At 56.6% G+C, this 23,936-nt stretch carries 22 protein-coding genes; 19 read left to right on the top strand and 3 right to left on the bottom strand.

From position 1 onward, the window contains the following. Positions 1-88 precede the first annotated feature (88 nt). Positions 89-3,340, bottom strand: a complete 3,252-nt coding sequence (rne, locus tag LL947_RS08385; protein WP_499832926.1) for a ribonuclease E — start codon at positions 3,338-3,340, stop codon at positions 89-91. Between the two features lie 754 nt (positions 3,341-4,094). On the opposite strand from rne, the gene LL947_RS08380 reads away from it, so the two are divergent. The 3 genes from LL947_RS08380 to sppA are packed head-to-tail and all read left to right on the top strand — an operon-like array spanning position 4,095 to position 6,835. Further along, positions 4,095-5,036, top strand: a complete 942-nt coding sequence (locus LL947_RS08380; RefSeq protein WP_499832925.1) for an RluA family pseudouridine synthase — start codon at positions 4,095-4,097, stop codon at positions 5,034-5,036. Positions 5,037-5,052: 16 nt separating this feature from the next. Then, on the top strand, positions 5,053-5,715 hold the full coding sequence (locus tag LL947_RS08375) for an HAD family hydrolase (RefSeq protein WP_404413421.1): 663 nt from the start codon (positions 5,053-5,055) through the stop codon (positions 5,713-5,715). A 13-nt stretch (positions 5,716-5,728) separates the two neighbouring features. Beyond that, on the top strand, positions 5,729-6,835 hold the full coding sequence (gene sppA / locus LL947_RS08370; protein ID WP_499832924.1) for a signal peptide peptidase SppA: 1,107 nt from the start codon (positions 5,729-5,731) through the stop codon (positions 6,833-6,835). A 10-nt stretch (positions 6,836-6,845) separates the two neighbouring features. On the opposite strand, the gene LL947_RS08365 is transcribed toward sppA, so the two are convergent. Continuing rightward, the gene (locus LL947_RS08365; RefSeq protein WP_499832923.1) at positions 6,846-7,454 is read right to left on the bottom strand and encodes a Maf family protein; all 609 of its coding nucleotides are present in this window, start codon (positions 7,452-7,454) and stop codon (positions 6,846-6,848) included. A gap of 140 nt (positions 7,455-7,594) precedes the next feature. Here LL947_RS08365 and LL947_RS08360 point away from each other — a divergent pair, with 140 nt between their 5' ends. From LL947_RS08360 to LL947_RS08290, 15 genes are all read left to right on the top strand, one after another. Continuing rightward, positions 7,595-8,140 (top strand): YceD family protein, encoded by a 546-nt coding sequence (locus LL947_RS08360; RefSeq protein ID WP_290820541.1) that lies wholly within the window; start codon positions 7,595-7,597, stop codon positions 8,138-8,140. A 28-nt stretch (positions 8,141-8,168) separates the two neighbouring features. Then, a complete protein-coding gene (gene rpmF / locus LL947_RS08355) occupies positions 8,169-8,339 on the top strand; it encodes a 50S ribosomal protein L32 (protein WP_087109291.1) in 171 nt (56 codons plus the stop codon). Between the two features lie 61 nt (positions 8,340-8,400). After that, positions 8,401-9,447 (top strand): phosphate acyltransferase PlsX, encoded by a 1,047-nt coding sequence (plsX, locus tag LL947_RS08350; protein WP_499832922.1) that lies wholly within the window; start codon positions 8,401-8,403, stop codon positions 9,445-9,447. A 144-nt stretch (positions 9,448-9,591) separates the two neighbouring features. Then, positions 9,592-10,563, top strand: a complete 972-nt coding sequence (fabD, locus tag LL947_RS08345; RefSeq protein ID WP_404413416.1) for an ACP S-malonyltransferase — start codon at positions 9,592-9,594, stop codon at positions 10,561-10,563. Positions 10,564-10,656: 93 nt separating this feature from the next. Then, the gene (fabG, locus tag LL947_RS08340) at positions 10,657-11,400 is read left to right on the top strand and encodes a 3-oxoacyl-ACP reductase FabG (RefSeq protein ID WP_499832921.1); all 744 of its coding nucleotides are present in this window, start codon (positions 10,657-10,659) and stop codon (positions 11,398-11,400) included. Between the two features lie 122 nt (positions 11,401-11,522). After that, positions 11,523-11,756, top strand: coding sequence for an acyl carrier protein (gene acpP / locus LL947_RS08335; RefSeq protein ID WP_100819851.1), 234 nt, complete (start codon positions 11,523-11,525; stop codon positions 11,754-11,756). 317 nt (positions 11,757-12,073) lie between these two features. After that, positions 12,074-13,312, top strand: coding sequence for a beta-ketoacyl-ACP synthase II (gene fabF / locus LL947_RS08330; RefSeq protein WP_290820551.1), 1,239 nt, complete (start codon positions 12,074-12,076; stop codon positions 13,310-13,312). A gap of 16 nt (positions 13,313-13,328) precedes the next feature. Beyond that, positions 13,329-14,156, top strand: coding sequence for an aminodeoxychorismate lyase (pabC, locus tag LL947_RS08325; RefSeq protein WP_499832920.1), 828 nt, complete (start codon positions 13,329-13,331; stop codon positions 14,154-14,156). A gap of 53 nt (positions 14,157-14,209) precedes the next feature. Beyond that, positions 14,210-15,223: an endolytic transglycosylase MltG gene (gene mltG, locus LL947_RS08320; protein WP_499834397.1), complete on the top strand. Its 1,014-nt coding sequence runs from the start codon at positions 14,210-14,212 to the stop codon at positions 15,221-15,223. A gap of 44 nt (positions 15,224-15,267) precedes the next feature. Continuing rightward, positions 15,268-15,924, top strand: coding sequence for a dTMP kinase (gene tmk / locus LL947_RS08315; protein WP_290820557.1), 657 nt, complete (start codon positions 15,268-15,270; stop codon positions 15,922-15,924). Continuing rightward, positions 15,912-16,901: a DNA polymerase III subunit delta' gene (locus LL947_RS08310; RefSeq protein ID WP_499834396.1), complete on the top strand. Its 990-nt coding sequence runs from the start codon at positions 15,912-15,914 to the stop codon at positions 16,899-16,901. Before tmk ends, LL947_RS08310 begins: the two co-directional genes overlap by 13 nt. Before the next feature lie 24 nt (positions 16,902-16,925). Then, positions 16,926-17,261 (top strand): PilZ domain-containing protein, encoded by a 336-nt coding sequence (locus tag LL947_RS08305; RefSeq protein WP_404413410.1) that lies wholly within the window; start codon positions 16,926-16,928, stop codon positions 17,259-17,261. Positions 17,262-17,323: 62 nt separating this feature from the next. Further along, on the top strand, positions 17,324-18,157 hold the full coding sequence (locus LL947_RS08300) for a TatD family hydrolase (RefSeq protein WP_404413409.1): 834 nt from the start codon (positions 17,324-17,326) through the stop codon (positions 18,155-18,157). Positions 18,158-18,193: 36 nt separating this feature from the next. Further along, on the top strand, positions 18,194-18,745 hold the full coding sequence (locus LL947_RS08295; RefSeq protein ID WP_290820565.1) for a DUF1285 domain-containing protein: 552 nt from the start codon (positions 18,194-18,196) through the stop codon (positions 18,743-18,745). Between the two features lie 14 nt (positions 18,746-18,759). Continuing rightward, positions 18,760-20,991, top strand: coding sequence for an ATP-dependent helicase (locus tag LL947_RS08290; protein ID WP_499834395.1), 2,232 nt, complete (start codon positions 18,760-18,762; stop codon positions 20,989-20,991). 92 nt (positions 20,992-21,083) lie between these two features. Here LL947_RS08290 and LL947_RS08285 read toward each other — a convergent pair whose 3' ends face one another. Beyond that, positions 21,084-22,724 carry an electron transfer flavoprotein-ubiquinone oxidoreductase gene (locus tag LL947_RS08285; protein ID WP_499834394.1) on the bottom strand — a complete coding sequence of 547 codons (1,641 nt, stop codon included), beginning with the start codon at positions 22,722-22,724 and terminating at the stop codon, positions 21,084-21,086. A gap of 448 nt (positions 22,725-23,172) precedes the next feature. Between LL947_RS08285 and LL947_RS08280 the strand changes: the two genes are divergently transcribed. Continuing rightward, on the top strand, positions 23,173-23,922 hold the full coding sequence (locus LL947_RS08280) for an electron transfer flavoprotein subunit beta/FixA family protein (protein ID WP_499832919.1): 750 nt from the start codon (positions 23,173-23,175) through the stop codon (positions 23,920-23,922). The last annotated feature ends 14 nt before the right edge of the window (positions 23,923-23,936 follow it).

Genomic DNA, 23,936 nt, shown 5'->3' with positions numbered 1-23,936 from the left:
ATGCCAGATACAAAAAATCCCGAGGCAGACGCCTCGGGATTTTTTTGTAACAGTCGCTCGTCCTTGAGCAGCCATATACAGCGCTGGGTTATTCGCCGCTAGCGTCCTGTTGCTGGCGTTTGCGCAGCTCCCGTGGGTCGTTGTGGGCACGCCGCCGCCGCCGTGAAGCACGTGGTTGCTGTGCTTGATCTGTATCATCCTTTGACGCCTGAGAATGATCAGCCGAGGACATATCCGTCGTAGCGGTAACCTGCGGTTCATTCGCTTCGGACGTTTCATCATCAGAGGGAGACGTTATCACATCAGCGTTGGATGCTTCATCTGCCGCTGCAGAAGTGGGGGTGTCAACGGAAGCGTTGTCATCTGGCGTTGGCTGTTCAGAAGCGGCTTCATCTGCGCCTGGCTGAGTGTCTGATTCAGCGTCAACGTCAGTTGCTGGCGCTGTTTCAGGCGCTTTTTCCTCGGGCACTTCAGCCGCTTCCTGCGCTATCTCAACGTCAGTTTTGGACTCAGTTTCAGGGGCTTTTTCCTCAGTCGCTTCCTGCTTTAATTCAACGTCAGTTGCTGGCACTGTTTCAGGCTTAAATGGCGCTGGTTGGTCAGTGGCGGCAGCGTCAGCTTGAGCCATCTCAGGCTCAGCGGTGGCCTTTTCAGCGTTTTGCTCACTGGGCATGTGCCGATCAGCGTCAGCCTGTTCAGGCACTGGCTGGGCAGTTGCCGTTTGCTCAGCAGCCGGTAGGTCAACGACCGGTTGTTCAGCTGAATCGATTTCAGCAGGCTGGTCAGCAATCGGATTGTCAACCTCCGGGCGTTCGGTCATCGTCTGGCCGTGGTCAGCAGTGTCAGCAACGTCTTTATCAGCCGCGGGCGCTACAGCGGTCGATGTATCATTGGCAGACACATCGGCTGCGGGCGCTTCAGCAAGCGCTGCCTGCCTTTCTGCTGCGGTTTCCTCGGCTTCTTTCTGCAGTTTTTCCTGCTCAGCCTGAGCGTCCGGGCTCAACGCATACTTGCGTGAGCGATTACGCGGATTGTTGCGGGTACGCTTGGGCTTGCCGTCATCCTGGACTGTCTCTGGCGATGCCTTATTATCCTTGGGAGCCTGCTTTGTGGCTTCATTGGCAGGAGATTTGGCGGCGTTGTCAGCGTCAGCGCTGGCTGTCGTTGGCTTATCAGCAGCGTTCTGCTGACGACCCTGCCCGCTGTTCTTGTCCTGTTGAGGATGCTTGCGGCGGTTGCGTGTACGACTGGGGCCACTGCGTTTCTCGGCGGTATCGTCCTTGGTCGTGTCTTCCCTGGGAGGTGCTACGTCTTGCTGAGCGCTGCTTTCCTGGCGGCGAGATTTTGCTGGGCTGCGTTTGTTATCGTCCTGCTGAGTGCGAGTTTCCTTACTGCCACTATCCTTGTCTGTGCTGTCTCTGCTCGAAATCTTTCTATTGGAACTGTCCTTATTGGAACTATTGCGACCTGAACCGTTTCTGGCGCTGCTGTTTTTACTGCTCGTGCCTTTGCCATCATTGCTTCGTTGAGAAGCTTGGGTGGCCTTTCCCGATGGCTGAGCGACTGGTTGACGCGCAGTCGTCTGCGGTGTCGCACTGTCCTTGGCGGGCTGTTCGTCTTCACCACCCAGCAGTTTCGCTACGCTGCGTATCAAGCGGCCTACCAGAGTTGAAGAGGCGGGCGCCGGTGCCAGTGGGTCAGACTGCGTATCATTCTGAAGCGATGCGGGTGCCGGGGCGTTATGGACGACGCTCTTGACGGCTGCTTCAGCGCGCTGGGCGGTTGGCTTGAAGCTGTGCTCCGGCTCTTTGCCAACATCGCTGTCAGTCGAAATCTCAAAGCTGGAAACTGACTGGAAATCTTCTTCATCAAGATGATCATCGCGCAGGCGCTGAACGTCGTAATGCGGTGTATCCATTTCCGGGTTAGGTAACAGGACAACGCGCACTTCCTGGCGCGCCTCGATATCCGCGAGTACACTGCGTTTTTCATTAAGCAGATAAGTCGCCACTGGTACTGGCAGAATGGCGCGGATCTGGGCACTGCGCTCCTTCATGGCTTCTTCTTCGATCAGGCGCATGATGGAAAGCGAAAGAGAGCGCACGTCGCGGATAGTACCCTGACCGTTACAGCGTGGGCAGACCACGCCGCTGGTTTCGCCAAGAGATGGGCGCAGTCGCTGGCGCGACATTTCCATCAGGCCAAAGCGTGAAATGCGTCCGATCTGAACCCGCGCACGGTCGAGCTTCAAGGCATCGCGCATGCGGTTTTCAACTTCACGCTGGTTACGTGCCGGTCCCATATCGATAAAGTCGATAACCACCAGGCCACCGATATCACGCAGGCGCAGTTGCCGGGCAATTTCATCGGCAGCTTCCGAGTTGGTCTGCAGGGCGGTTTCTTCGATATCGCTGCCACGGGTGGCTCGAGCCGAGTTGATATCAATGGATACCAGTGCTTCAGTGTGATCAATCACAATGGAGCCACCGGAGGGTAATTTGACTTCCCGTTGATAGGCCGTCTCGATCTGGGATTCGATCTGGAAACGTGAGAATAGAGGGACTTCGTCCTCGTACAGTTTGATCTTCTGCTGATACGAAGGCATGACCTGGCGAATGAAATTCAGCGCATCACTGTAGATATCAGGGCTGTCAATCAGGACTTCGCCAATATCCTGACGCAGGTAATCACGCATGGCGCGAATGATAACATTGGATTCCCGGTAGATCAGGAAGGGGGCCGGGCGTTTGGTGGCTTCCGACGTGATGGATTCCCACACCTGAACCAGGTAGTCAAGATCCCATTGCAGTTCCTCAGGAGAACGGCCGATACCAGCGGTGCGTACGATCAGCCCCATCTTGTTGGGCACCGTCATCTGGTTCATGGCGTCTTTGAGTTGGCTGCGCTCTTCCCCTTCGATACGCCGGGAAATCCCCCCCGCACGTGGGTTATTAGGCATGAGTACCAGAAAGCGGCCGGCGAGGCTGACAAAGGTTGTCAGCGCAGCGCCTTTATTGCCACGCTCTTCCTTGTCAACCTGAACGATGACTTCCTGTCCCTCTTTCAGCACTTCCTTGATGCTGGGGCGCCCTGACACATCCTTGACAAAATACTCGCGAGAAATCTCCTTGAGTGGCAGAAAACCATGACGTTCTGCGCCAAAATCAACAAAGGCGGCTTCAAGAGAAGGTTCTACGCGGGTGATTTTGCCGCGATAGATGTTGGCTTTTTTCTGTTCTCGTGCTCCGGATTCAATATCCAGATCATACAGGCGTTGGCCATCGACAAGGGCGACGCGCAGCTCTTCTGGCTGGGTCGCATTGATGAGCATACGTTTCATGTTGTCTCACATAGCGATGCGTGCCGGTGCCCCACCCGTTGGGAAGACGAGTGGCAAATCGCGCTGCTGCGTGCTTGTGCTCGGCGCATGGATATGCAAACGCATCATGCCGGGCAAGCATAACTGCTCGGCTGACGAGGTTCTTGAGTACGTGGCGAAGGCTGGACATATTTCGGCGGATGTCATATCCCCCGGCCCTGCTGACTCCGCCAACACCTGGCATTCATCGATTTGCCAACGTCGGCTACCGGCACAACGTTGAACATAGTTATCAGGCAGGCATGCGTTTAATGACATTTTAACGCCTAGCTGCCTGACGTGGCGTAACTTACATCTATATCTTTCAACCGAAGCCACTAGGACTGTCGCTATTTTCAGCGTTGGGTCAGTGTCCCCGGCTGACGCTTTGTTTCCTGCCGTTAATTCACCACCATGGTCAATCAACGGCAAATTAACAGCTTCAAACTGTTTATCTGCAACTGGTTATTGCTGATTACCAGTGACGATCTGTTATGAGTTGCAACTGCCAACAAACCAACGTTAGCGGCAGAGTCCTGCAATTTTTAATCAGCGCTTATGGCCGTGCATACACGGCCATTTCCGCTTCGCTCAGGCCTGCGTGTTGGTCGAGCAGGCGCTTTTATAGTGAGCAGCTTGGAATATAACAGTAAAGCGGCTCACCAGCAATTGACGCAATACGTTGGCGTCTGGGCTAGAATGCCGCTTTTGGTTCATTCAGCAGGAGCGCAGACGCATGGCCGAAGGGCGTGAAGTGCAATGGGTTGAGATTACCCCCGAACAGGCCGGGCAACGCATCGATAATTTCCTGATGACGCGCCTTAAAGGGGCGCCTAGAGCCTTGATCTATCGCATCGTGCGTAAAGGCGAGGTGCGGGTTAACAAGAAGCGGGTCAAGGTGGACTACCGCCTCCAGGGTGGTGATCGGGTGCGTGTGCCCCCGCTGCGCCTGGCGCCCCGTGAGGCGGTCAAGGAAGTCAGCGACAACCTGCGCGATGTATTGCTGGGTAGTGTGATCATGGAAGGGCCGGATTGGCTGGTGCTTAACAAACCTTCCGGTCTTGCAGTGCACGGTGGCAGTGGTGTCAAGATTGGCTTGATTGAGGCGCTTCGCCAGGTGCGGGATGACCTGACGTTCCTGGAGCTGGTGCACCGGCTGGACCGTGATACTTCGGGATGTCTGTTGCTGGCAAAATCCCGTGATGCACTGGTAACCTTGAACACAGCGTTGAAACAGCATGCCATGGAAAAGCGTTACCTGGCGCTGGTCAGTGGCCGCTGGCCAGCCAAGAAAAGCTATGTCAGTGCCCGACTGGACCGCTATGATGCTGGTAACGGTGAACGACGCGTGCGGGTAGATCCGACTGGCAAAGTGTCACGCACACGCTTCTCAGTTGTGGAAACCTACGAACGTGCAACCCTGATTGAAGCCGAGCCAGTGACTGGCCGAACGCATCAGATTCGTGTTCACGCCGCCCATGCAGGGCATCCACTGTTGGGCGATGACAAATATCCCAGCCGTGAAAGCGAGCAATTATCACGCCGCATGAAGGTAGGTCGATTATTCCTGCATGCCCATGCATTAACCTTTCCTGAGCCAACCAATGGTCGTCCGGTAACCGTCAAGGCTGCTTTGCCTGACACGCTGGAAGATGTATTACGTCAGGCCCGACAATAGCGGACATTAAGATATTATGCGCTTTGATCTTGTGATTTTTGATTGGGACGGCACCCTGATGAACTCAGTGCCTAAAATTGTTGCCTGCATGCGGGAGGCCACCCGGGATGCACAGTTGCCTTCGCCGACGGATAAAGCGGTCGAAAATATTATTGGCCTGGGGCTGCCCGAGGCAGTGGCGACCCTGTTTCCTGGTATAAGTGAGGCGCAATCAACGCGACTACGTGAATGCTATGCCCATCACTTTGTGCATGCCGATAACACGCCAATGACGTTTTTCGAGGGCGTTGAGCAGCATATTCACGGGCTTAGAGAGCGCTCCGAGCTGAAAATGGCGGTAGCAACCGGCAAGACCCGTAAGGGGCTGGCACGCATCTTTGAACAGACCCGAAGTGGTGACTGGTTTCACGCCAGCCGCACGGCGGATGAAACCCGCTCCAAACCGCATCCGCAGATGCTCAGTGAATTATTGGAAGAACTCTCTCTGCCCGCAGAGCGGGCTGTCATGGTCGGGGATACCGAATACGACCTGGCAATGGCGCGCGCGCTGGGCATGCCTAGTGTCGGGGTGAGTTATGGTGTGCACAGCGTGGAGCGGCTGACCACCTGTGAACCGGAGTTTATCGCCCATAGTGTCGATAGCCTGTTTGACTGGCTGAACCGCGAGCTTGAAACCTGAACGAGGAGCTGGTATGAGCAAAGAGAATACGCCTGACGAAGACGATAGACCCGGGCCGGATCCCTGGACCCAGGAGGTTGGGGCGGGCGAGCAGAAACGCCAAACCGAGGAGGCTGAGCCTGCGGCGAGTGAGGATGCTGAGGCGCTCGTGGAGCGTCAGCGTCTGATGCAGCTGGAGATGATGGATCGCTGGATTGGTGGTGTGCTCACCGAACAGCGCCGCAGCCGTCGCTGGAAGCTGTTTTTCCGTTTTATATTTGTAGCGATTATTGTCGCTTTGCTGTGGGGTGCTTTTTCCAGCGCCATCCTGGTCGGGGCGGGTCGCGGCATGCCTGCCCAGCCGCACTTGGGGATTGTCACGGTGGACGGCGTGATTGCCAGTGACTCACCCGCCAATGCTGAGCGTGTCATCAGCGGCTTGAATCGTGCCTGGGAGGCCGAGCATACCGAGGCGGTCCTGCTGCATATCAACAGCCCGGGGGGCAGTCCCGTCCAGTCGCAGCGCATATATGCGGAAATCATGCGCCTTCGCGACGCGGGCGATAAACCCATTATTGCCCTGATAGAGGATATTGGAGCCAGTGGCGCCTACTACATTGCAGCGGCAGCAGATGAGATTGCCGCTTCACCTGCCAGCCTGGTGGGTAGCATCGGTGTCATTTATTCCGGTTTTGGCTTTGAGCGCGCAATTGACTCGCTTGGGATCGAGCGTCGTGTGCTGACGGCGGGTGAAAACAAGGCTTTTCTCGATCCTTTCAAGCCGCTGGATGAAGACACTACCGAGTTCTGGCAACAGGTACTGGATAACACTCACCAGCAGTTCATTGATGATGTGGTCGCTGGGCGGGGTGAACGATTGAGCGATGACGACGAGATCTTTTCAGGTCTGATCTGGAGCGGCGAGCAGGCAATAGAGCTGGGCCTGATTGATCGCCTTGATTCACTGGAATCATTATCCCGATCGTATTTCGATGAGGCGCGCTGGGAGGACTATACCCCAGCGCAGGATCCTTTTGAGCGTCTTTCACGCCGCTTTGCCCAGACAGCGGCTCAGCTGTTGGGCCTGAAAAGCTCGCCGTCGCCGGTTTCATTGCAGGTGCCGTCGGACGCCTCCTACTGAGGTTGATAGGTCACGGCATAAAGGTGCTGGCGTCAAGCGGGTCAATGCTCGCCTGGCGCAGCATCCGGCACAGGGCAATCATCGGCAGGCCAATCAGGGCGTTGGGATCCTGGCCCTCAAGGGCCTCAAACAGAGCAATCCCCAGCCCTTCCATGCGAAAGCTGCCAGCACTGTTAAGTGGCTGTTCCTGGGCAACGTAGTAACGGATTTCGTTTTCTGACAAACGGCGAAAGACTACTTCGAATGGTTCTACATGCACTTGATGTTGCCCGTGCCGTGTGTCGACCAGCGCCAGGCCGGTCAGAAAAGTGACGCGCTGGCCTGAAAAGCGGCGTAAGTTGGCGCAGGCTTTTTCTTCGCTGAGCGGCTTGCCAAGAATATCATTTCCGAAGATGGCCACCTGATCCGAGCCGATAATGCAGTGGTGCGGATACTCATCTGCAATCGCCTGCGCCTTGCTCAATGCCAAGCGATGCACCAGGGCCTCGGGCGTCTCGTCTGGATGCGGTGTCTCATCAATGTCCGGTGAGTGAGCCCGATAGGGGATACGCAGGCGGTCAAGCAAATCTCGGCGTGAGGCAGAGCTTGAGGCGAGAATCAAAGGGGTGTCAGTGGGCATCTTGAGGTTCCTCAGAGGTAATCGACGCTGGTTATAAGAGTCTGGTTGCAGTGTAACCAAGCGGGAGTTGCACGCCTACCGGCAATAAATATCGCGCTGGCTTTGACAGCGACGGGGGGAGTGCCTATCATTGCGCGCCTATGTTGACCTCACAAATTCCCAGCCGGGTCGAGCCTTATAAGCTTGCAGCCCGCCACGAACGCCTTGAAGGCACGGTTGCGCTTGATTCACTGGCGCGTCTGGCCGAAGAGGCTGGTCCGCAAACCGGTCAGTGCCAGGTGGTACTTGAGTTTGCTGTCAATGCCCAGGGGCGTCGTGAAATTCGTGGCCATTTGCAGGCAGAGTTGTCGCTTGCCTGCCGACGTTGCCTGGAGCCTATGGTGCAGATGGTCGAAAGCCATTTTCTGCTCGGTATGGTCAGCGATGAAGCGCTTGCCGGTGAGTTGCCGTCAAGCCATGAGCCTGTGCTGGTGGAAAATGAACAGCTTGACTTGCTGACCGTCGTGGAAGATGAGCTAATTCTCAGTCTTCCCCAGGTTGTCTATCACGACGAGCAGGATTGTGGTGTTTCAGCACAGCAGTTGGTCAGCAAGGCTGATGATGATACTGGTGCTTCATCAGCCACAAACCCCTTTGCCGTGCTGAACACGTTGAAAGACAGCAGCACTTCAAAAGGCAAAAAATAGTTTTTCTCTACATCTGGAGTAATTAATCATGGCAGTCCAAAAGAACCGTAAAACCCGTTCCAAGCGCGGCATGCGTCGCAGTCACGATGCTCTGAGTGCACCTACCCTGTCTCAGGACAAGGAAACAGGTACTACTCATCTTCGTCATCACGTGGCAGCTGACGGCTTCTATCGTGGCCGTAAAGTGGTTGAAGTATAACGCTTGCAACGTTCGCTGGCTCAGCCAGACAGCGGTGATCCAATAGACATGGTTCATTAGTGTGCGCATTGCAATAGATGTCATGGGCGGTGATTTGGGTCCGCCCGCGATTATCGAAGGTGTTGCCAAGGCAGCGTGCCTGTATCCTGATGTGCGATTTCTGCTGTTTGGTCCAAGTCGGCAGATTACTGCCGAACTTTCGCGCTTGCCGCAGCCATTGGTTGCGGCAGCATCGCGTATGTCAGTATGCGATGCTACACACGTGGTACCTCCTGAGGCATCAGCTGCATGGGCGCTTCGTCATGGTCAGCAGACGAGCATGGCAAGAATGCTTCGTTCACTTGTGCATCCTGACAGGCCTCCAGACGCCGACGCCGGTGTCAGTGCCGGCAACACGGCGGCGCTGGTTGCCTTGTCACGTCGAGAACTAGGGACCTTACCCACCGTTACCCGTCCAGCTATCAGTACCTCCATCCCGACCCGCAATGGCAAGCACTGCTACCTGCTGGATCTGGGTGCCAATGTCGACTCCCCTGCCCAGCGTCTGGTGGAGTTTGCCCTGATGGGCGCTGTCATGGCCCAATGTGTTGATGGTGTTGCCAGGCCTCGGGTTGGGTTGCTCAATGTGGGGGTTGAAGCCACCAAAGGGGGGCAGGTCGTGCGTGAGGCGGATATACTTATCCGCTCGATAAACGAGGCCTCGCTATTTGATTATCAGGGTTACGCAGAAGGCGGCGATCTTTTTCAGGGTTACCTTGATGTGCTTGTCTGCGATGGTTTTGTGGGTAATGCGGTGCTTAAATCCAGTGAAGGGTTGGCTCGCATGCTGGTGGAAAGGGTTCAGGCAACGTTTGAGTCTCGTCTGACAGGGCGTCTGGTAGGCTTTCTGGCTCGACCCGCGCTGAAACGGCTCAAGCAGGAGCTTGATCCAGTGCGCTATAATGGGGCCAGCCTTTTGGGGCTTTCCCGAACAGTGGTCAAGAGTCACGGCGCCAGCCACGCAGATGGCTTTTGTTACGCTGTGGTGCGCGCCATCGATGAAGTTGCTCAACAGTTGCCCGAACGACTTGCCCATCGCCTGATGCAGTTGCCAAGACGTTCTGAGTGACTGAGCTGATCGTCGAAAAGGCAGATATTTTAATGCAGAGAACATCGGGGATGGTTCTTTGCAACACGTGCCCAATAAAAACATTGGTCGCCAGTGGTTTATCGCTCATAAGAGCAAACGCCAACCAGAGCAAAGGTGAACGACATGTCTCAACCCCTTGCCCTCATATTTCCCGGGCAGGGCTCTCAACAGCTGGGAATGCTTAGAGAGCTGGCCGAGCGCTACAGTGTAGTCGGTACAACGTTTGAAGAAGCAGCGGATGCTTTGAGTTATGACCTCTGGAAGGTTGTGCAGGAAGGCCCGGAAGCATCGTTGAATGCGACTGCCTGCACCCAGCCGGCACTGTTGGCATCGAGTGTCGCCATCTGGCGTGTCTGGCAGGAGTTGGAAGGTCCTCGTCCAGTCGTCATGGCAGGTCACAGCCTGGGTGAATACAGTGCCATGGTGTGCGCAGGTGTGATGAGCTTTGCTGAAGGTATAAAGCTGGTTCGCCTGCGCGGTGACGCCATGCAGGAAGCCGTACCTGCCGGTCAAGGGGGGATGGCAGCCATTCTCGGGCTCGAAAACGAAGCAGTTGAAGCAGCCTGTGCTGAAGCTGCGCAAGGAGAGGTTGTATCGGCCGTCAACTATAACGCGCCCGGCCAGGTGGTGATTGCCGGCTCCAAAGCTGCAGTGGAAAGGGCGATTGCAGCTTGTCAGGGCGCCGGCGCCAAACGTGCCATGCCCCTGCCGGTGTCGGTTCCGTCTCATTGTGCTCTGATGAAGCCAGCGGCAGAACGTCTGTCTGCAGCGATACAGGCCATTGATCTTCGGGCGCCGCGCTACAGCGTTATCCAGAATGTTGATGCCAGAGCGCATGCCGACGTTGATACCTTGCGCACCCGACTTGTCGAGCAGTTATATCGTCCAGTACGCTGGACCGAATGCGTTGAGGCCATGAGCGAACAGGGAGCTGAAACCTTTATTGAGTGCGGGCCCGGTAAAGTGTTGACCGGCCTGAATAAGCGAATTGTTCGTGGCAGCAGGGGGCTGGCAGTCAACGATCCGGACAGTTTGAGTGCGGCACTGGAGCTGGCACGTGAAACGGTCGCTGCCAGTAGCGATATGCAACGCTAGATGAGTGTGCGGGGCAATTGATGCGGATGCCTGTCAATATCGCCGCTGACTAGCCAGATAATCGAGCTGAAGACAGAGTTAAGGACTGAGCTGATGACAGAAGAACGCAAAGTGGCCCTGGTCACAGGGGCTAGCCGTGGTATCGGGCGGGCGATTGCTCATGAGTTGGCACGTCAAGGACGAATCGTGGTGGGCACGGCCACCAGCGAATCGGGCGCTGAAAAAATTGACGCAGACCTCAAGGCGCAAGGTTTCGACGGTGCGGGCATGTGCCTGAATGTCAACGATCAGGTCAGCATTGATGGCGTGCTAAAGCAGATTGGTGAAAATTTCGATGTGCCGACTATCCTTGTCAACAATGCCGGTATTACCCGCGATAATCTGCTGATGCGCATGAAAGAACACGAATGGGATGAGGTTCTGGATACCAATCTCAAATCTGTCTATCGTGTAAGCAAGGCGTGCCTGCGTGGGATGACAAAAGCCCGCTTTGGGCGCATTGTGTCGATCAGCTCGGTGGTGGCCACCATGGGGAACCTGGGCCAGGCTAACTATGCCGCCGCCAAAGCGGGTATGGAGGGTTTCAGCCGCTCGTTGGCCAGGGAAGTGGCATCACGAAATATTACCGTCAATAATGTGGCTCCCGGATTCATCGCGACCGATATGACGCAATCATTGCCGGAAGCGCAGCATGAAATGTTATTGAAACAGATTCCGCTGGCACGCTTGGGCGCACCCGAAGAAATCGCCGCCGCTGTCGGGTTTCTGACCAGCGATGCAGCAGGATACATCACCGGTGAGACCCTACAGGTTAACGGCGGTATGAATATGCGATGATGCCTTTGATTTTCGCGGTTGCGTCTATCAAGGGGCGTCTATAAACTACTCCGCAGCTTTTGGCTTGCGGTTTCCAAATGGCTGTTTACCTAACGGCTAACGTGAATGACTGGAGTACGTTAATGAGTACAATCGAAGAGCGCGTAAAAAAAGTAGTGGCTGAGCGCCTGAACGTTAAAGAAGAAGATATCCAGAATGGATCTTCCTTTACCGAAGACCTGGGTGCTGATTCTCTCGACACCGTTGAACTGGTGATGGCGCTTGAAGAGGAATTCGACACTGAAATTCCTGACGAAGAAGCAGAAAAGATCACCACGGTTCAGGAAGCTATCGATTACGTCAACGCCCACCAGTAAGGGGCGGCATTGATGGCACGAGCCGAGGCGGCCTGACCGCCTGATGAAAAGCCGCCCTTGAATGGGGCGGCTTTCTTGTATCAGCCTTTAAAACATTCACGCGGACAAACGCCGGGCATCTACGCAGCGGTTAAATTTCGTTATACTGTGAAGCTGTGGCAACGTCATTTTCTTTCAGCGGTCGTTTCTGCTGATGGAAGACAGTTCAGCTCACATCGCCCAGTTCACAAATGGAATGGGCGCACTCGTCACAGTGATGGCAGGTGCCGCAATAACCTGAACGGGTTAAGTCACCATGGATGCCTGGAGGAAAACGCATGGCACGTAAAAGGGTAGTGGTAACTGGGCTAGGCCTGGTGACCCCTGTAGGAAACACTGTCGATGAATCATGGGCAAATATTACAGCAGGCAACAGTGGAATTGCCCTGATTGATGACTTTGACACTAGTGGTTTTAATACGCGCTTTGGGGGTTCGGTCAAGGCATTTGATATCAGTCCCTATCTGAACCCTAAAGACGCACGCAAGATGGATCTTTTCATTCAATATGGAATGGCTGCCGGCGCACAGGCAATTAATGATTCAGGTATTGAGTGTACTGAAGATAACGCTGAGCGCATTGGCGTGGCGATTGGTTCCGGGATTGGCGGTTTGCCGATGATCGAGCACAACCATTCAGCGCTATTGAAAAGTGGCCCACGTCGCATTTCGCCCTTTTTTGTGCCGGGCTCTATTATCAACATGATCTCCGGCAACATTGCGATCCAGCACGGCTTTAAAGGGCCCAACATCGCGATCACTACCGCCTGCACCACCGGGACGCACAATATTGGCTACAGTGCTCGCACCATCGCCTATGGTGACGCAGATGTGATGATCTGCGGTGGCGCCGAAATGGCGACCACCCCGCTGGGGCTGGGTGGGTTTTCTGCCGCACGCGCGCTGTCGACCCGTAATGATGACCCCAAAGCGGCAAGCCGTCCCTGGGATACTGACCGTGACGGCTTTGTACTGTCTGACGGTGCAGGGGTCATGGTGTTGGAAGAATACGAGCATGCTGTTGCGCGTGGTGCGCCTATTTACGCCGAGCTGGCCGGTTTTGGCATGAGTGACGATGCCTATCACATGACGGCGCCGCCCGAAGACGGTCGCGGTGCTGCCCTGTCAATGCGCAATGCGATCCGCGATGCCCAGCTCAATCCGGAAGCAGTGGATTACGTCAATGCCCACGGCACCTCGACGCAAGCCGGAGACCTGGCAGAAAGCCGTGCGATTGAATATGTGATGGGCAGCGCTGCCAAGCAGGTAGCGGTAAGCTCAACCAAATCGATGATTGGCCACCTGCTAGGTGCTGCCGGAGCGGTTGAAGCCGTGTTCAGTGTCCTGGCTATTCGTGATCAGGTGGCCCCGCCCACCATCAACCTGGATAACCCTCAGGAAGGTTGCGACCTGGATTACGTGCCACACACAGCACGCAAGATGAATATTGATGTGGCGCTCTCCAACTCTTTCGGTTTTGGCGGCACCAACGGCTCTCTGCTGTTCAAGAAAGTCTGAGATAAACGGAGCCTGGATGTCGACACTGTCCACGGTGCCCTTTGATGACCGCGGTTTGGCTTATGGTGATGGGGTATTTGAAACCGTGCTGTTACGCGGTGGTCAGCCCGTACTCTGGCAATATCATCGTGCCAGGTTATTACGTGGCTGTGCCACGCTGGCTATTTCCCCGCCCAGTGATCAAGCGCTGGAGGCCTGCTGGCAGGCATCTTCAGGCCAGGCGTCTGACACTGGGCTCGAGGTGCTCAAGATAATTGTCACCCGGGGCAGCGGTGGTCGGGGTTATGCGTGTCCGCCAGATCCAGCGCCTCGCCTGTTAAGCCACCGTTCATCCTTTACGCCGATACCCCAGCGCTGGCGAGAAGGCATTTCAGTCTGTGTATGCCAGTTGCGCCTTGGGCATCAGCCTCTGCTGGCAGGTATCAAGCATCTGAATCGGCTTGAAAATGTGATGGCACGGCGGGAATGCCAGCATCCGGCCATTGCTGAGGGGTTGCTGGCTGACCAGCAGGGCAATCTGATTGAAGCCACGAGCATGAATGTGTTCTGGCAGGCGGGCGGCCGACTTTGGACGCCGGAACTGGAGCAGTGTGGCGTGGCCGGTACCTTGAGGGCAGCACTGCTTGAGCAGGGATGGGTGCGAGAGGGGACTCTGCCGCTATCCAGTCTTCAGGACGTCGAGCGGCTCTGGGTGGCGAATTCGGTTCAGGGCGTCTGGCCCGTGACGGTGCTGGTGTCGTCAACGACGGGTGAGCACCTTCAGCGCTTGCCATTGGCAGCGGATGACCCACTTCAGGCGCTGGCTCACCCGCTGATGGGTTATCCGCCGGATAATGCAGGCTAAGTGCTGGTTGAACTGTATTTTCAAGCAAGTCTACCGAGATCTGGAGAACTGCCATCGTGAAACGTTTACTGGCTGTGCTGTTGGCAGTTGCCCTGTTGGCGGCGATGGGCGGAGCAGCAGGCTATTATTACTGGCAAAGCCGCCTTGATGCGCCCCTGAGCATAGAAACGCCCACCCTGTATGAAGTGCCGTCTGGCGCAGGTTTTAATCGCGTGGTGAACGACCTTGCTGCTCAAGGGGTGATCAGCGATGCCTGGGCGTTTCGCTTGCTGACGCGTCTGGCGCCTGATGACGTGCCTTCAATCCGTTTAGGTGAATATCGTCTGCTGCCTGAAATGCAGGGCCGTGATCTGCTCGCAATGTTTGAAAACAACGAGATTGTCACTTATCCCCTGACCATTCCGGAAGGCTGGACATTCCGTCAGATGCGCGCCCAGCTGGAGGCTGCAGCGAAGCTTGAACAGCGCACCGTCGGGCTCAGTGATGCCGAGGTGATGACGCTCCTGGGGCGTGAAGGCGACCATCCTGAAGGGCGCTTTTTCCCGGATACCTATCGCTACCACCTGGGCATGAGTGATGTGGATATTCTGCGCCAGGCGCTGGAAAAGATGGACCGCGCGCTTGAACAGGTGTGGGCCGAGCGTCAGGACGAACTTCCGCTTGAATCGCCTTATGAGGCCTTGATCATGGCGTCGCTGATCGAGCGTGAAACCGGAGCGCCTGAAGAGCGTCGCCAGATTGCCGGCGTTTTCAAGCGTCGTCTGGAGAGCGGCATGCGTCTGCAGACTGACCCGACGGTGATCTACGGCATGGGCGAAGATTATGACGGGCGGATCACCTATGCGGATCTTCGCGAGGCAACGGCCTACAATACCTATGTGATTGATGCCTTGCCGCCCACGCCTATTGCCATGCCGGGTCAGGCATCGCTTGAAGCCGCCGTCGATCCGTTGCCAGGGGATACCTTTTATTTTGTCGCCAAAGGCGATGGTACTCATCATTTTTCGCGCACCTTGCGAGAACACAACAATGCAGTCAATCGTTACATCCGTAACCGAGATAACTGAAGGCCCGGTTATCGCCACTGGAAGCCAAAGGATAAGAGGCCATCATGAAGCAGCGCGGGCGTTTTATTACCCTGGAAGGCGGTGAAGGCGTGGGAAAGTCAACCAACCTTCAGTGGGTGGTTGAATGGCTGAAGCAGCAGGGACTTACGGTCATCAGTTCGCGTGAACCTGGCGGTACGCCACGGGCAGAAGCCATTCGGGAACTGCTGCTTGACCCGGCACCGGTCGAACCGCTCAGCAGCGATGCTGAGCTATTGCTGATGTTTGCCGCCCGTGCTCAACACCTGAATGAAAAGATTCTGCCTGCGCTGAAGCAAGGTGCCTGGGTGGTATGTGATCGCTTTACCGACGCCACCTATGCCTATCAGGGCGGCGGTCGGGGTATTAATGTCGAGCGCATCGCTACCCTGGAACGTTTTGTTCAGCATGACCTGCAACCCGATCTGACCCTGCTGCTGGATATGCCCGCCGAAGCAGGTGCCCAGCGGGTGGCCTCGCGGCTTTCGCAATCAGGGGGCGAGAGAGACCGTTTCGAACGCGAGCAACAGGCGTTTTTCAGCGCCGTGCGCGATGCCTATCTGCAACGCGCACAGCAGGCCCCCCAGCGGTTTGCCGTGATTGACGCTGAACAGTCGCTGGAAGCCGTGCAGGCGTCCATTGAGTGCGTACTGGCCGAGCGGGTGCCCTCATGGATGCGCTAGGCCGGGTATTGCCCTGGCATCAGGCGGTCTGGGCGCAATTGATGCGCCTGCATGATAGCCGGCGCTTTCCCCATGCGCTGCTGCTTGACGGACCACATGGCGTGGGCAAGCAGCAACTCGCGGATGCCCTGGTGTCGCACATGTTGTGCGCCCAGCCAGGCGATATGCCCTGCGGACAATGCCATAGCTGCCAGATGCTGGCTTCCGGATACCATCCTGACCTCCTGCGCATCTCACCGGAGGAAGGCAAGCGCCAGATCCGTATTGACCCGATTCGTGAGGTCAACCGTTTTGTCTCACAGACGGCTCAGCAAAGCGGGTATCGGGTGATCGTGATTTCACCGGCGGAAGCCATGAATACAGCTGCCGCCAATGCGCTGCTCAAAAGCCTTGAAGAGCCGGGAGGCAAGACCCTCTTCATCCTGCTTTCGGATGTGCCCTCACGCGTGCTGCCGACAATCCGTTCACGCTGTCAACAGTGGTCACTGCCGACGGTTGACTTTGCACAGTGCAGAGGCTGGTTGATCGAGCAGCTTAACAGCGAAGAAGAAGCGTATTTCTGGTGGCAGGTGTCTGCCGGTTTGCCGCTGTTGGCAGTGGAGCTGGCAGCACCTGATCAGCGTACCCTTCGTCATCAGCTGCACGATACCTTTGAGCAGTTGATGCGCGGCGCCGAGCCTGTCGGTGAGGCGGCCCGGTTAGACCGTCAGGCGCTGGATGCCATCCTGTGGTACGGTATTACATGGTTGGAGGATCTCATCCGTTTCGGTCTTTCCGGTCATCCGTCAGGATTGCATAATACCGATCTGATCCCACTATACCGTCAGGCACTCAAAAATGGCCGTGTTCAGGACTGGTTTCGTCTGCTTGATTACGCGCAGGAACAGCGACGCTTGCTGGCGGTAGGGGCAAACCCCAATCCACAGCTGGTTCTGGAGGCCTGGCTGGTGCGCTGGGCAGCGCTTCTGCGCTCATGAACCGCGATAAAGGAGTTGCCAGGTATGACTGCTCACAAGGCATTATCGCTTCAGATCCCGGATATACCTACATTGCTGGCTGCCTACATGCCTTTTCTGGAGCGCGGTGGCATTTTTGTGCCTACGCCGAAGCTTTATAGCCTGGGTCAACAGGTGGTGTTGCTTCTGACCCTGCCGGGTGATGACGAGCGTCTGGTGATCAATGGCAAGGTGGCCTGGCTCTCGCCAGAGGGCGTAAGCGGACGGCGCATTCCGGGCATTGGCGTCCACTTCACTCAGCAGGACCACCATGCACGCGATCGTATAGAAGCCTTGCTGGCCGGGCAGCTGGATCAGGCCGCACCTTCTTATACTTTGTGAATGCAGACATTGTGTGAACGTCTGTCGGCTATCATTTTTCACTTATTCTGTTGAGTTCCCCCATGTTTGTTGATTCTCACTGCCACTTGGACCGTTTGTCGGATAAAACTCACGCTGGCGATCTGGCCGCCACCCTGAACGCTGCCCGTGCCGCTGATGTCAGCCAGTTTCTGGCTATTGCAGTGACCCTGGAAGACGTGCCTGGACTGGCTGCAATTGCCCGGCAGCATCAGGACGTGGTGATTTCAGCCGGGCTTCATCCCCTGCATAGCGCAGAAAAAGAGCCTGACGTCGCTGATATTGTCGCCGCTGCCGACCAGTATGGGGCGGTAGCGATAGGTGAATCCGGCCTGGATTATCACTACCGGGACAGTGTGCCCGTCGATGTTCAGCATGCACGTTTCAAGCGCCACCTGTTGGCTGCCCGGGAGCTGGAGTTACCCATAGTCGTACATACCCGGGAGGCCAAGGAAGACACCCTGGCGCTGCTGCGTGAATACTCTGATCCCGAGGTGGGCGGTGTTCTGCACTGCTTTAGTGAGGATCTGGAGATGGCCAGGGAAGCCGTCAGGCTGGGTTTCTATATTTCATTTTCAGGCATGGTGACCTTTGCCAAAGCGGCGTCTCTGCGCGAGGTTGCCCGGCAGATCCCGTTAGACCGGTTGCTGATCGAGACGGATAGCCCCTATCTGGCACCCGTGCCACATCGAGGCAAGCCTAATCAGCCTGCCTGGGTTGTGCCGGTGGCCGAATGTATAGCCGAGGTGCGTGGTATCAGCGTTGATGAAGTGGCCATGCAAACGACGGCCAATTTTTATCACTTGTTTCGATCCGCTGTGCCTGAAGCGCCGGCCAAGGTACGTGAAGCGCTTAACATGGCAGGTCTGATCAACTGAGCAACCAGGTTGCTTTTGCTATCGAGGTGCAACGTCATGCAGATTGATCGTCTCCTTCATCATGGTGATGGTGCAGCAGAAATCCCGCGGCTTGATGAGTGGCATCCTCCGTTGCTGGGTGATATGCCATTGCTTATTCAGGCAGATGGTCAATGGCTGCATGAGGGTCGACCCTTTACGCGTCCACACCTGGTGCGTCTAATGGCAAGTCTGTTGCGTCAGGACCCTGAAGGTATCTGTCTGGTGACTCCAGACGAGCGCTGGCGCATAGAAGTCGCCGATTGCCCCTTTTTGATCGTTGCGGCCCGTCAGTACAGTGGTAACTGGTGGCTTACCACCCAGTATGGTGATCAACTATGCCTGGATCAAAGCCATGTCCTGCAAGTGACGACAACGCCTGAAGGTGAGCAGGTGCCTCAGGTCATGGTTCGTTTTGGCCTCTCTGGGCGATTGAGTCGCAATGTCTACTATCAGCTGGTTGATAGTGCTGAAACCCACGAGGGCGAAGACGGGCAGTATGACGTCGGCTTTTGGAGCGGCGGTCATTGGCAGACGCTGGGTGTCATTGACTCTGGCGAGGCGCCGTGAAAAGCATGATGGACATACCGCTGACGCAACAGCAGCAGGCGGTGGTTGAACATCAGGCCGGGCACGCCCGGGTGGCGGCGGTGGCGGGTGCCGGCAAGACCACTACCATGGCGGCGCGTGTGTTGTATCTGTTAGCCCAAGGTGTCGTACCCAAGCGCATCCTGGTGTTGATGTTCAACCGCTCGGCACGCGATGATTTTCAGCGGCGGTTGCAACAGATGGCCCAGCCGGGCCAGCCTTTGCCGGATATTCGTACCTTTCACTCCCTGGGTTATCGTCTGACCAATAGCCTGAGCCGCTGGCAGTCGCTTGAGCCCCGTCGTCTGCTATCCGCTGACTGGCAGTTGGAACGTCTGCTCAAACAGGCCAGCCTGAACGTGCTTTCTGATCAGCCTGAGCGCCGTGAAGCTGCTCTGGAGGGAGAACGGCTGGAAGCATTGGCACATTTCTGCGGGCTGGTGAAAGCCGAGATGGCCGATCCGGACGAGCTTCATCAGCGGCTGGGTTATGAGTCGGATACCGACTATTTTCCAGCTGCCTTTCAGGCCTCAGAAGCATTGCTGCAGGAGACAGGGGTCATGACGTATGCAGACCTGCTTTATCGTCCTTTGCGTGCCTTGGAGGCTGATACCGGTTTGCGCCAACGGGTGGAAGGTTATCTGGATCATGTCATCATTGACGAGTATCAGGATATTAATACTGCCCAGCAGCGCCTGCTGGCGGTGCTGGCGGGTACCCGGGCAGAAGTCATGGCGGTAGGAGATGCCAATCAGTGTATCTATGAATGGCGAGGCGCCCGGCCGGATACCATGCTGGAAAATTTCACTGCTACTTTTGGCAGTGCAACGGATTACCCACTCTCAACAACGTTTCGCCATGGCCATGCTCTGGCGCTAGCGGCCAATCACGCCATTCACGCCAACCAGCGTCGTCCGGATCAACTGTGCCTGGCGGCGGACGGGAACCCGACCACCGAGATTCACGTAGCGCAGGGTAGCCGCCTGCTGCTGGATACCCTGTTTGACTGGAAATCCCAGGGGTGGCCTTTGAGTGATGCCTGTCTGCTGGTGCGCAGCTGGGCGCTATCGGTGCCTGTTCAGTTGGCACTGCTCCAGGCTGGTATACCGTTTCGCATGCAGCAGGAAGACCGTTTTGTGTTCCGTTTGCCGCTGGTTCAGGCGTTGGCCGGTTACCTGAAGCTGGCACGCCAGCCAGTCCTGCTTAATGACCCTGAGCTGGTCACTCTCTTGCTGGCGCAACCCACGCCTTTTGTTGCCCGTGAGCGCCTGCAACGGCTGGCTTTTGAGCTGGCCCGCACGCAGCAGTGGCCCCAGCGTGATGCTGCGGTGCTGGCAGATCTCAAGCCCGGGCAGAAACGTACCCTCAAAAGGCGCTGGATGCTGCTGATTGAACTGCCCAGGCTAGGCCAATGGCCTACTTCAAGGCTGTTGCAGCATGTGGTGGATAGCATTGATGCCGAGAAAACCCTTAAGCGGGCCGCCGCGCGGCGTGATAAGGGCGAAGAGGATGTGCGTCTGCTGGATGTGCTGATTGAGCAGGCGAACAGTGTCCAAAATCCGGATGCCTTTATTGAACTGTTAGAACGACCGGTTGAAAATCAGGCCAATGGGGTGCTGATCAGCACGGTTCATGGTGCCAAGGGACTGGAATGGCCACTGGTGGCTGTGGCCGGGGTGAATGAAGAGGATTTTCCCCATTATAGCCGCGACAACCCTCTCAACGATGAACGCCTTGAAGAAGAACGTCGGCTGTTCTATGTGGCAATTACCCGCGCCCAGCGGACACTATTGCTATTGCATGATGGCGGTGAGCACCGTCCGAGCCGGTTTATCGCCGAAAGCGCCTGGCAGGATTGTATGCAGGTGGCGAAACACTTGCAGGTTGCAGCAAAAGATCCGTCGCAACACGACGCACAACCACCCGTGAGTGTCACATCACCTTCCATTATCAGCCGTTACCTGACAAAGATCGGGCGTGACGATATAACGCTTACCGTCAGCCCCAGGACGCCGCATATTGCCGAAAGCAGCACGGCTTACTCTACCCGCGTGGACTATTACCCCGGCCAGCGACTGCGTCATCATTTCTTTGGTGAAGGGGAGATTGCCAGTGTGGAAGGCAGCGCCGATAATCCGGTCATAGATGTGCGTTTTATTGAAGCAGGCAGGCGTCGCCTGGTCGCCAGACAAGCGCCGATTGAAGTGCTGGATATCAAGCAGGCCTGATATTTCCGGCTGGCAAGACCCCAAAAGCCCCTCAGCGAGGGGCTTTTTGCTGCCTGTTTGGCCGGTGTTTTTGCTATCTAACCGGCACATTCCTACATATTGGGATAGTTGGGCCCGCCGCCGCCTTCCGGGGCCACCCAGTTTATGTTCTGGGCCGGGTCCTTGATGTCACAGGTCTTGCAGTGCACGCAGTTCTGGAAGTTGATCTGAAAGCGTGGGTTGCCGGCGTCGTCTTCCACCACTTCATACACCCCTGCCGGGCAGTAACGCTGAGCGGGTTCGGCGTAGGTGGGCAGGTTATCGCGAATCGGCAGCGCCGGGTCGCTTAACTGCAGGTGGCAGGGCTGGTCTTCCTCGTGGTTGGTGTTGGACAGAAACACCGAGGTCGATTTGTCAAACGACAGCTTGCCGTCCGGCCTGGGGTAGTCGATTTTCTCGAACTCCGCCGCCGGCTTCAGCGCGCCGTGGTCCGTGGTGGTGTCGTGCAGGTTGGGCAGCTTGTTACCCAGCAGCTGGTTGGCGAAGTTGTAGGCGCCGCCCATCACGGTGCCGTACTTGTGAATCGCCGGGCCAAAGCTGGCGCTGGCCTTGAGTTCGTCATAGGCCCAGCTGGCTTCCCATTTTTCGCTGAAGGCGGTCAGCTCCTGGCCGCCTTCATCCCCCGCCTGAAGGGCCTCAAAAACGCTTTCCGCCGCCACCAGGCCGGATTTCATCGCCGTGTGCAGGCCCTTGATCTTGGCAAAGTTCAGGGTGCCCGCATCGCAGCCGATCAGCAGGCCGCCGGCAAAGGTCATTTTCGGCAGGCAGTTCAGGCCGCCTTTGGTCAGCGCGCGGGCGCCGTAGGCCACCCGCTTGCCGCCCTCAAGGTGTTGGCGGAGCACCGGGTGATGCTTCATGCGCTGGAACTCGTCAAACGGCGAGAGCCAGGGGTTCTGGTAGGACAGATCCATGATCAGCCCGACCACCACCTGCTGGTTGTCTGCATGGTAGAGGAACCAGCCGCCGTGGGTGTCCTTATCCAGCGGCCAACCGGAGCCGTGCAGCACCAGGCCCGGTTCATGCTGCTCGGCAGGCACGTCCCACAGCTCTTTCAGGCCGATGCCGTAATGCTGGGGGTCGCGGCCGGCGTCGAGGGCGAACTCGCTGATCAGGCGCTTGCCCAGATGCCCGCGGGCGCCCTCGGCAAACAGCGTATACTTGGCGCGCAGCTCCATGCCCGGCATATGCCCGTCTTTGGGCTGGCCATCGGCGCCCACGCCCATATCGCCGATCAGGATGCCGCGCACACAGTCGTCTTCGATGATGACGTCCTGGGCGGCAAAGCCGGGAAAGATTTCCACCCCCAGCTGCTCGGCCTGCTCGCCCAGCCAGCGGCACAGGTTACCCGCGCTGATCACATAGCGGGTCATGTCCCCGCCGGTGTTATGCATGCTCCTGGGCACCAGGGCATGGGGGATCTGCTGGCTTTTCTCGGCATCCTTGAGCAGGTAGACCTCATCGCGGATGGCGGGGGTGGTCAGGGGCGCGCCGCGCGCTTCCCAATCGGGGAACAGCTCAGCCAGGGCGCGCGGCTCGAACACCGCGCCGGAGAGAATGTGCGCGCCGACTTCAGAGCCTTTTTCGACCACACAGACGGTCATTTCCTGGTCGGCGGCGTTGGCCTGCTGCATCAGGCGGCAGGCAGCGGAAAGCCCGGACGGCCCGGCGCCGACAATCACGACGTCAACTTCCATCACATCGCGTTCGAGAGTGTCTTCGGTGTGTTCCACGGCAGCATCTCCTATAACAGGTCCCAGCGAATCGATGAGCTGGTAGTATGGCTGTGTGAGAGGCAATCGCCACAACCATAATTTTATAACGTTATGTAAATATAAACTTGATGATTAAACGGTCGTTTGCTTCAGCTTCTACATCATGATAGGCATAATAAGCGGTTAAAGTCACCTCTGAATTATTCAACCAGCATCGCGCGAGGTAACTCGGGATAATACCAAGGACGTAGGCGCATTAGGCTACAAGAGTCTTGTAGCACCTTGATCAGATGTGGCATGTTTGAAGTGTTTTACAGCGTTTAACCTATCAAACGCTTGCATGAATTTGAAGAGTGGCCCTAAAGAATGGTCGAGTGTTTGTGAATACCCTTTTCAGTAAGGGCTTACCAGAAAGCCAAGCGAGGATTCCATGAAAGTACTCGTCGCGGTGAAACGCGTCATTGATTACAACGTCAAGATTCGCGTAAAGGCGGATAAATCGGATGTTGATCTCACCAACGTCAAAATGGCCATGAATCCGTTTTGTGAAATTGCGGTTGAAGAAGCCGTGCGCCTCAAAGAAAAAGGCGTGGCGACAGAGGTGGTGGCTGTGACGATTGGTCCCAAGGCGGCGCAGGAGCAATTGCGCACTGCCTTGGCGCTGGGCGCCGACCGGGCGATTCATGTTGAAACCGATGAGCGGGTCGATTCTCTGGGAGCCGCCAAGGCGCTTGCCAAACTGGTGGCGCAAGAGCAGCCCGGTCTGGTTCTACTCGGCAAGCAGGCAATCGACAGTGATAACAATCAGACGGGCCAGATGCTGGCAGCGTTAACCGACCTGCCCCAGGGCACTTTTGCCTCAGAGGTCAGTGTCGACGGTGAAAAGCTCAAGGTCATCCGGGAAATCGACGGGGGGCTGCAAACCGTTGAGCTTGCTTTGCCGGCCATTGTCACCACTGACCTGCGCCTGAATGACCCACGTTACGCAAAACTTCCCGATATCATGAAGGCCAAGAAAAAGCCGCTGGATATCATGTCACCGGCAGATCTGGGCGTCGAAATGGCCAGCAAGGTCAGCCTTGTCAGCGTTGAGCCACCCGCAGAGCGTCAGGGTGGCGTGAAGGTAGCCTCAGTAGATGAGCTGGTCGACAAACTCAAAAACGAAGCCAAGGTGCTTTAAACAGGAGTCAGATT

This window comes from Halomonas sp. BLK-85, assembly GCF_044792155.1.
Lineage (GTDB): Bacteria > Pseudomonadota > Gammaproteobacteria > Pseudomonadales > Halomonadaceae > Vreelandella.
Note: the sequence above shows the minus strand (reverse complement) of the source record. Positions and strands in the feature narration are given on the sequence as shown.

Coding starts and splice junctions, on each gene's coding strand:
- LL947_RS08295 (WP_290820565.1), top strand. CDS start 18,194: ATGCAGATTGATCGTCTCCTTCATCATGGTGATGGTGCAGCAGAAATC.
- acpP (WP_100819851.1), top strand. CDS start 11,523: ATGAGTACAATCGAAGAGCGCGTAAAAAAAGTAGTGGCTGAGCGCCTG.
- LL947_RS08300 (WP_404413409.1), top strand. CDS start 17,324: ATGTTTGTTGATTCTCACTGCCACTTGGACCGTTTGTCGGATAAAACT.
- LL947_RS08305 (WP_404413410.1), top strand. CDS start 16,926: ATGACTGCTCACAAGGCATTATCGCTTCAGATCCCGGATATACCTACA.
- sppA (WP_499832924.1), top strand. CDS start 5,729: ATGAGCAAAGAGAATACGCCTGACGAAGACGATAGACCCGGGCCGGAT.
- fabD (WP_404413416.1), top strand. CDS start 9,592: ATGTCTCAACCCCTTGCCCTCATATTTCCCGGGCAGGGCTCTCAACAG.
- LL947_RS08365 (WP_499832923.1), bottom strand. CDS start 7,454: ATGCCCACTGACACCCCTTTGATTCTCGCCTCAAGCTCTGCCTCACGC.
- LL947_RS08380 (WP_499832925.1), top strand. CDS start 4,095: ATGGCCGAAGGGCGTGAAGTGCAATGGGTTGAGATTACCCCCGAACAG.
- rne (WP_499832926.1), bottom strand. CDS start 3,340: ATGAAACGTATGCTCATCAATGCGACCCAGCCAGAAGAGCTGCGCGTC.
- LL947_RS08280 (WP_499832919.1), top strand. CDS start 23,173: ATGAAAGTACTCGTCGCGGTGAAACGCGTCATTGATTACAACGTCAAG.
- pabC (WP_499832920.1), top strand. CDS start 13,329: ATGTCGACACTGTCCACGGTGCCCTTTGATGACCGCGGTTTGGCTTAT.
- fabF (WP_290820551.1), top strand. CDS start 12,074: ATGGCACGTAAAAGGGTAGTGGTAACTGGGCTAGGCCTGGTGACCCCT.
- rpmF (WP_087109291.1), top strand. CDS start 8,169: ATGGCAGTCCAAAAGAACCGTAAAACCCGTTCCAAGCGCGGCATGCGT.
- LL947_RS08285 (WP_499834394.1), bottom strand. CDS start 22,724: ATGGAAGTTGACGTCGTGATTGTCGGCGCCGGGCCGTCCGGGCTTTCC.
- LL947_RS08375 (WP_404413421.1), top strand. CDS start 5,053: ATGCGCTTTGATCTTGTGATTTTTGATTGGGACGGCACCCTGATGAAC.
- tmk (WP_290820557.1), top strand. CDS start 15,268: ATGAAGCAGCGCGGGCGTTTTATTACCCTGGAAGGCGGTGAAGGCGTG.
- LL947_RS08360 (WP_290820541.1), top strand. CDS start 7,595: ATGTTGACCTCACAAATTCCCAGCCGGGTCGAGCCTTATAAGCTTGCA.
- fabG (WP_499832921.1), top strand. CDS start 10,657: ATGACAGAAGAACGCAAAGTGGCCCTGGTCACAGGGGCTAGCCGTGGT.
- LL947_RS08310 (WP_499834396.1), top strand. CDS start 15,912: ATGGATGCGCTAGGCCGGGTATTGCCCTGGCATCAGGCGGTCTGGGCG.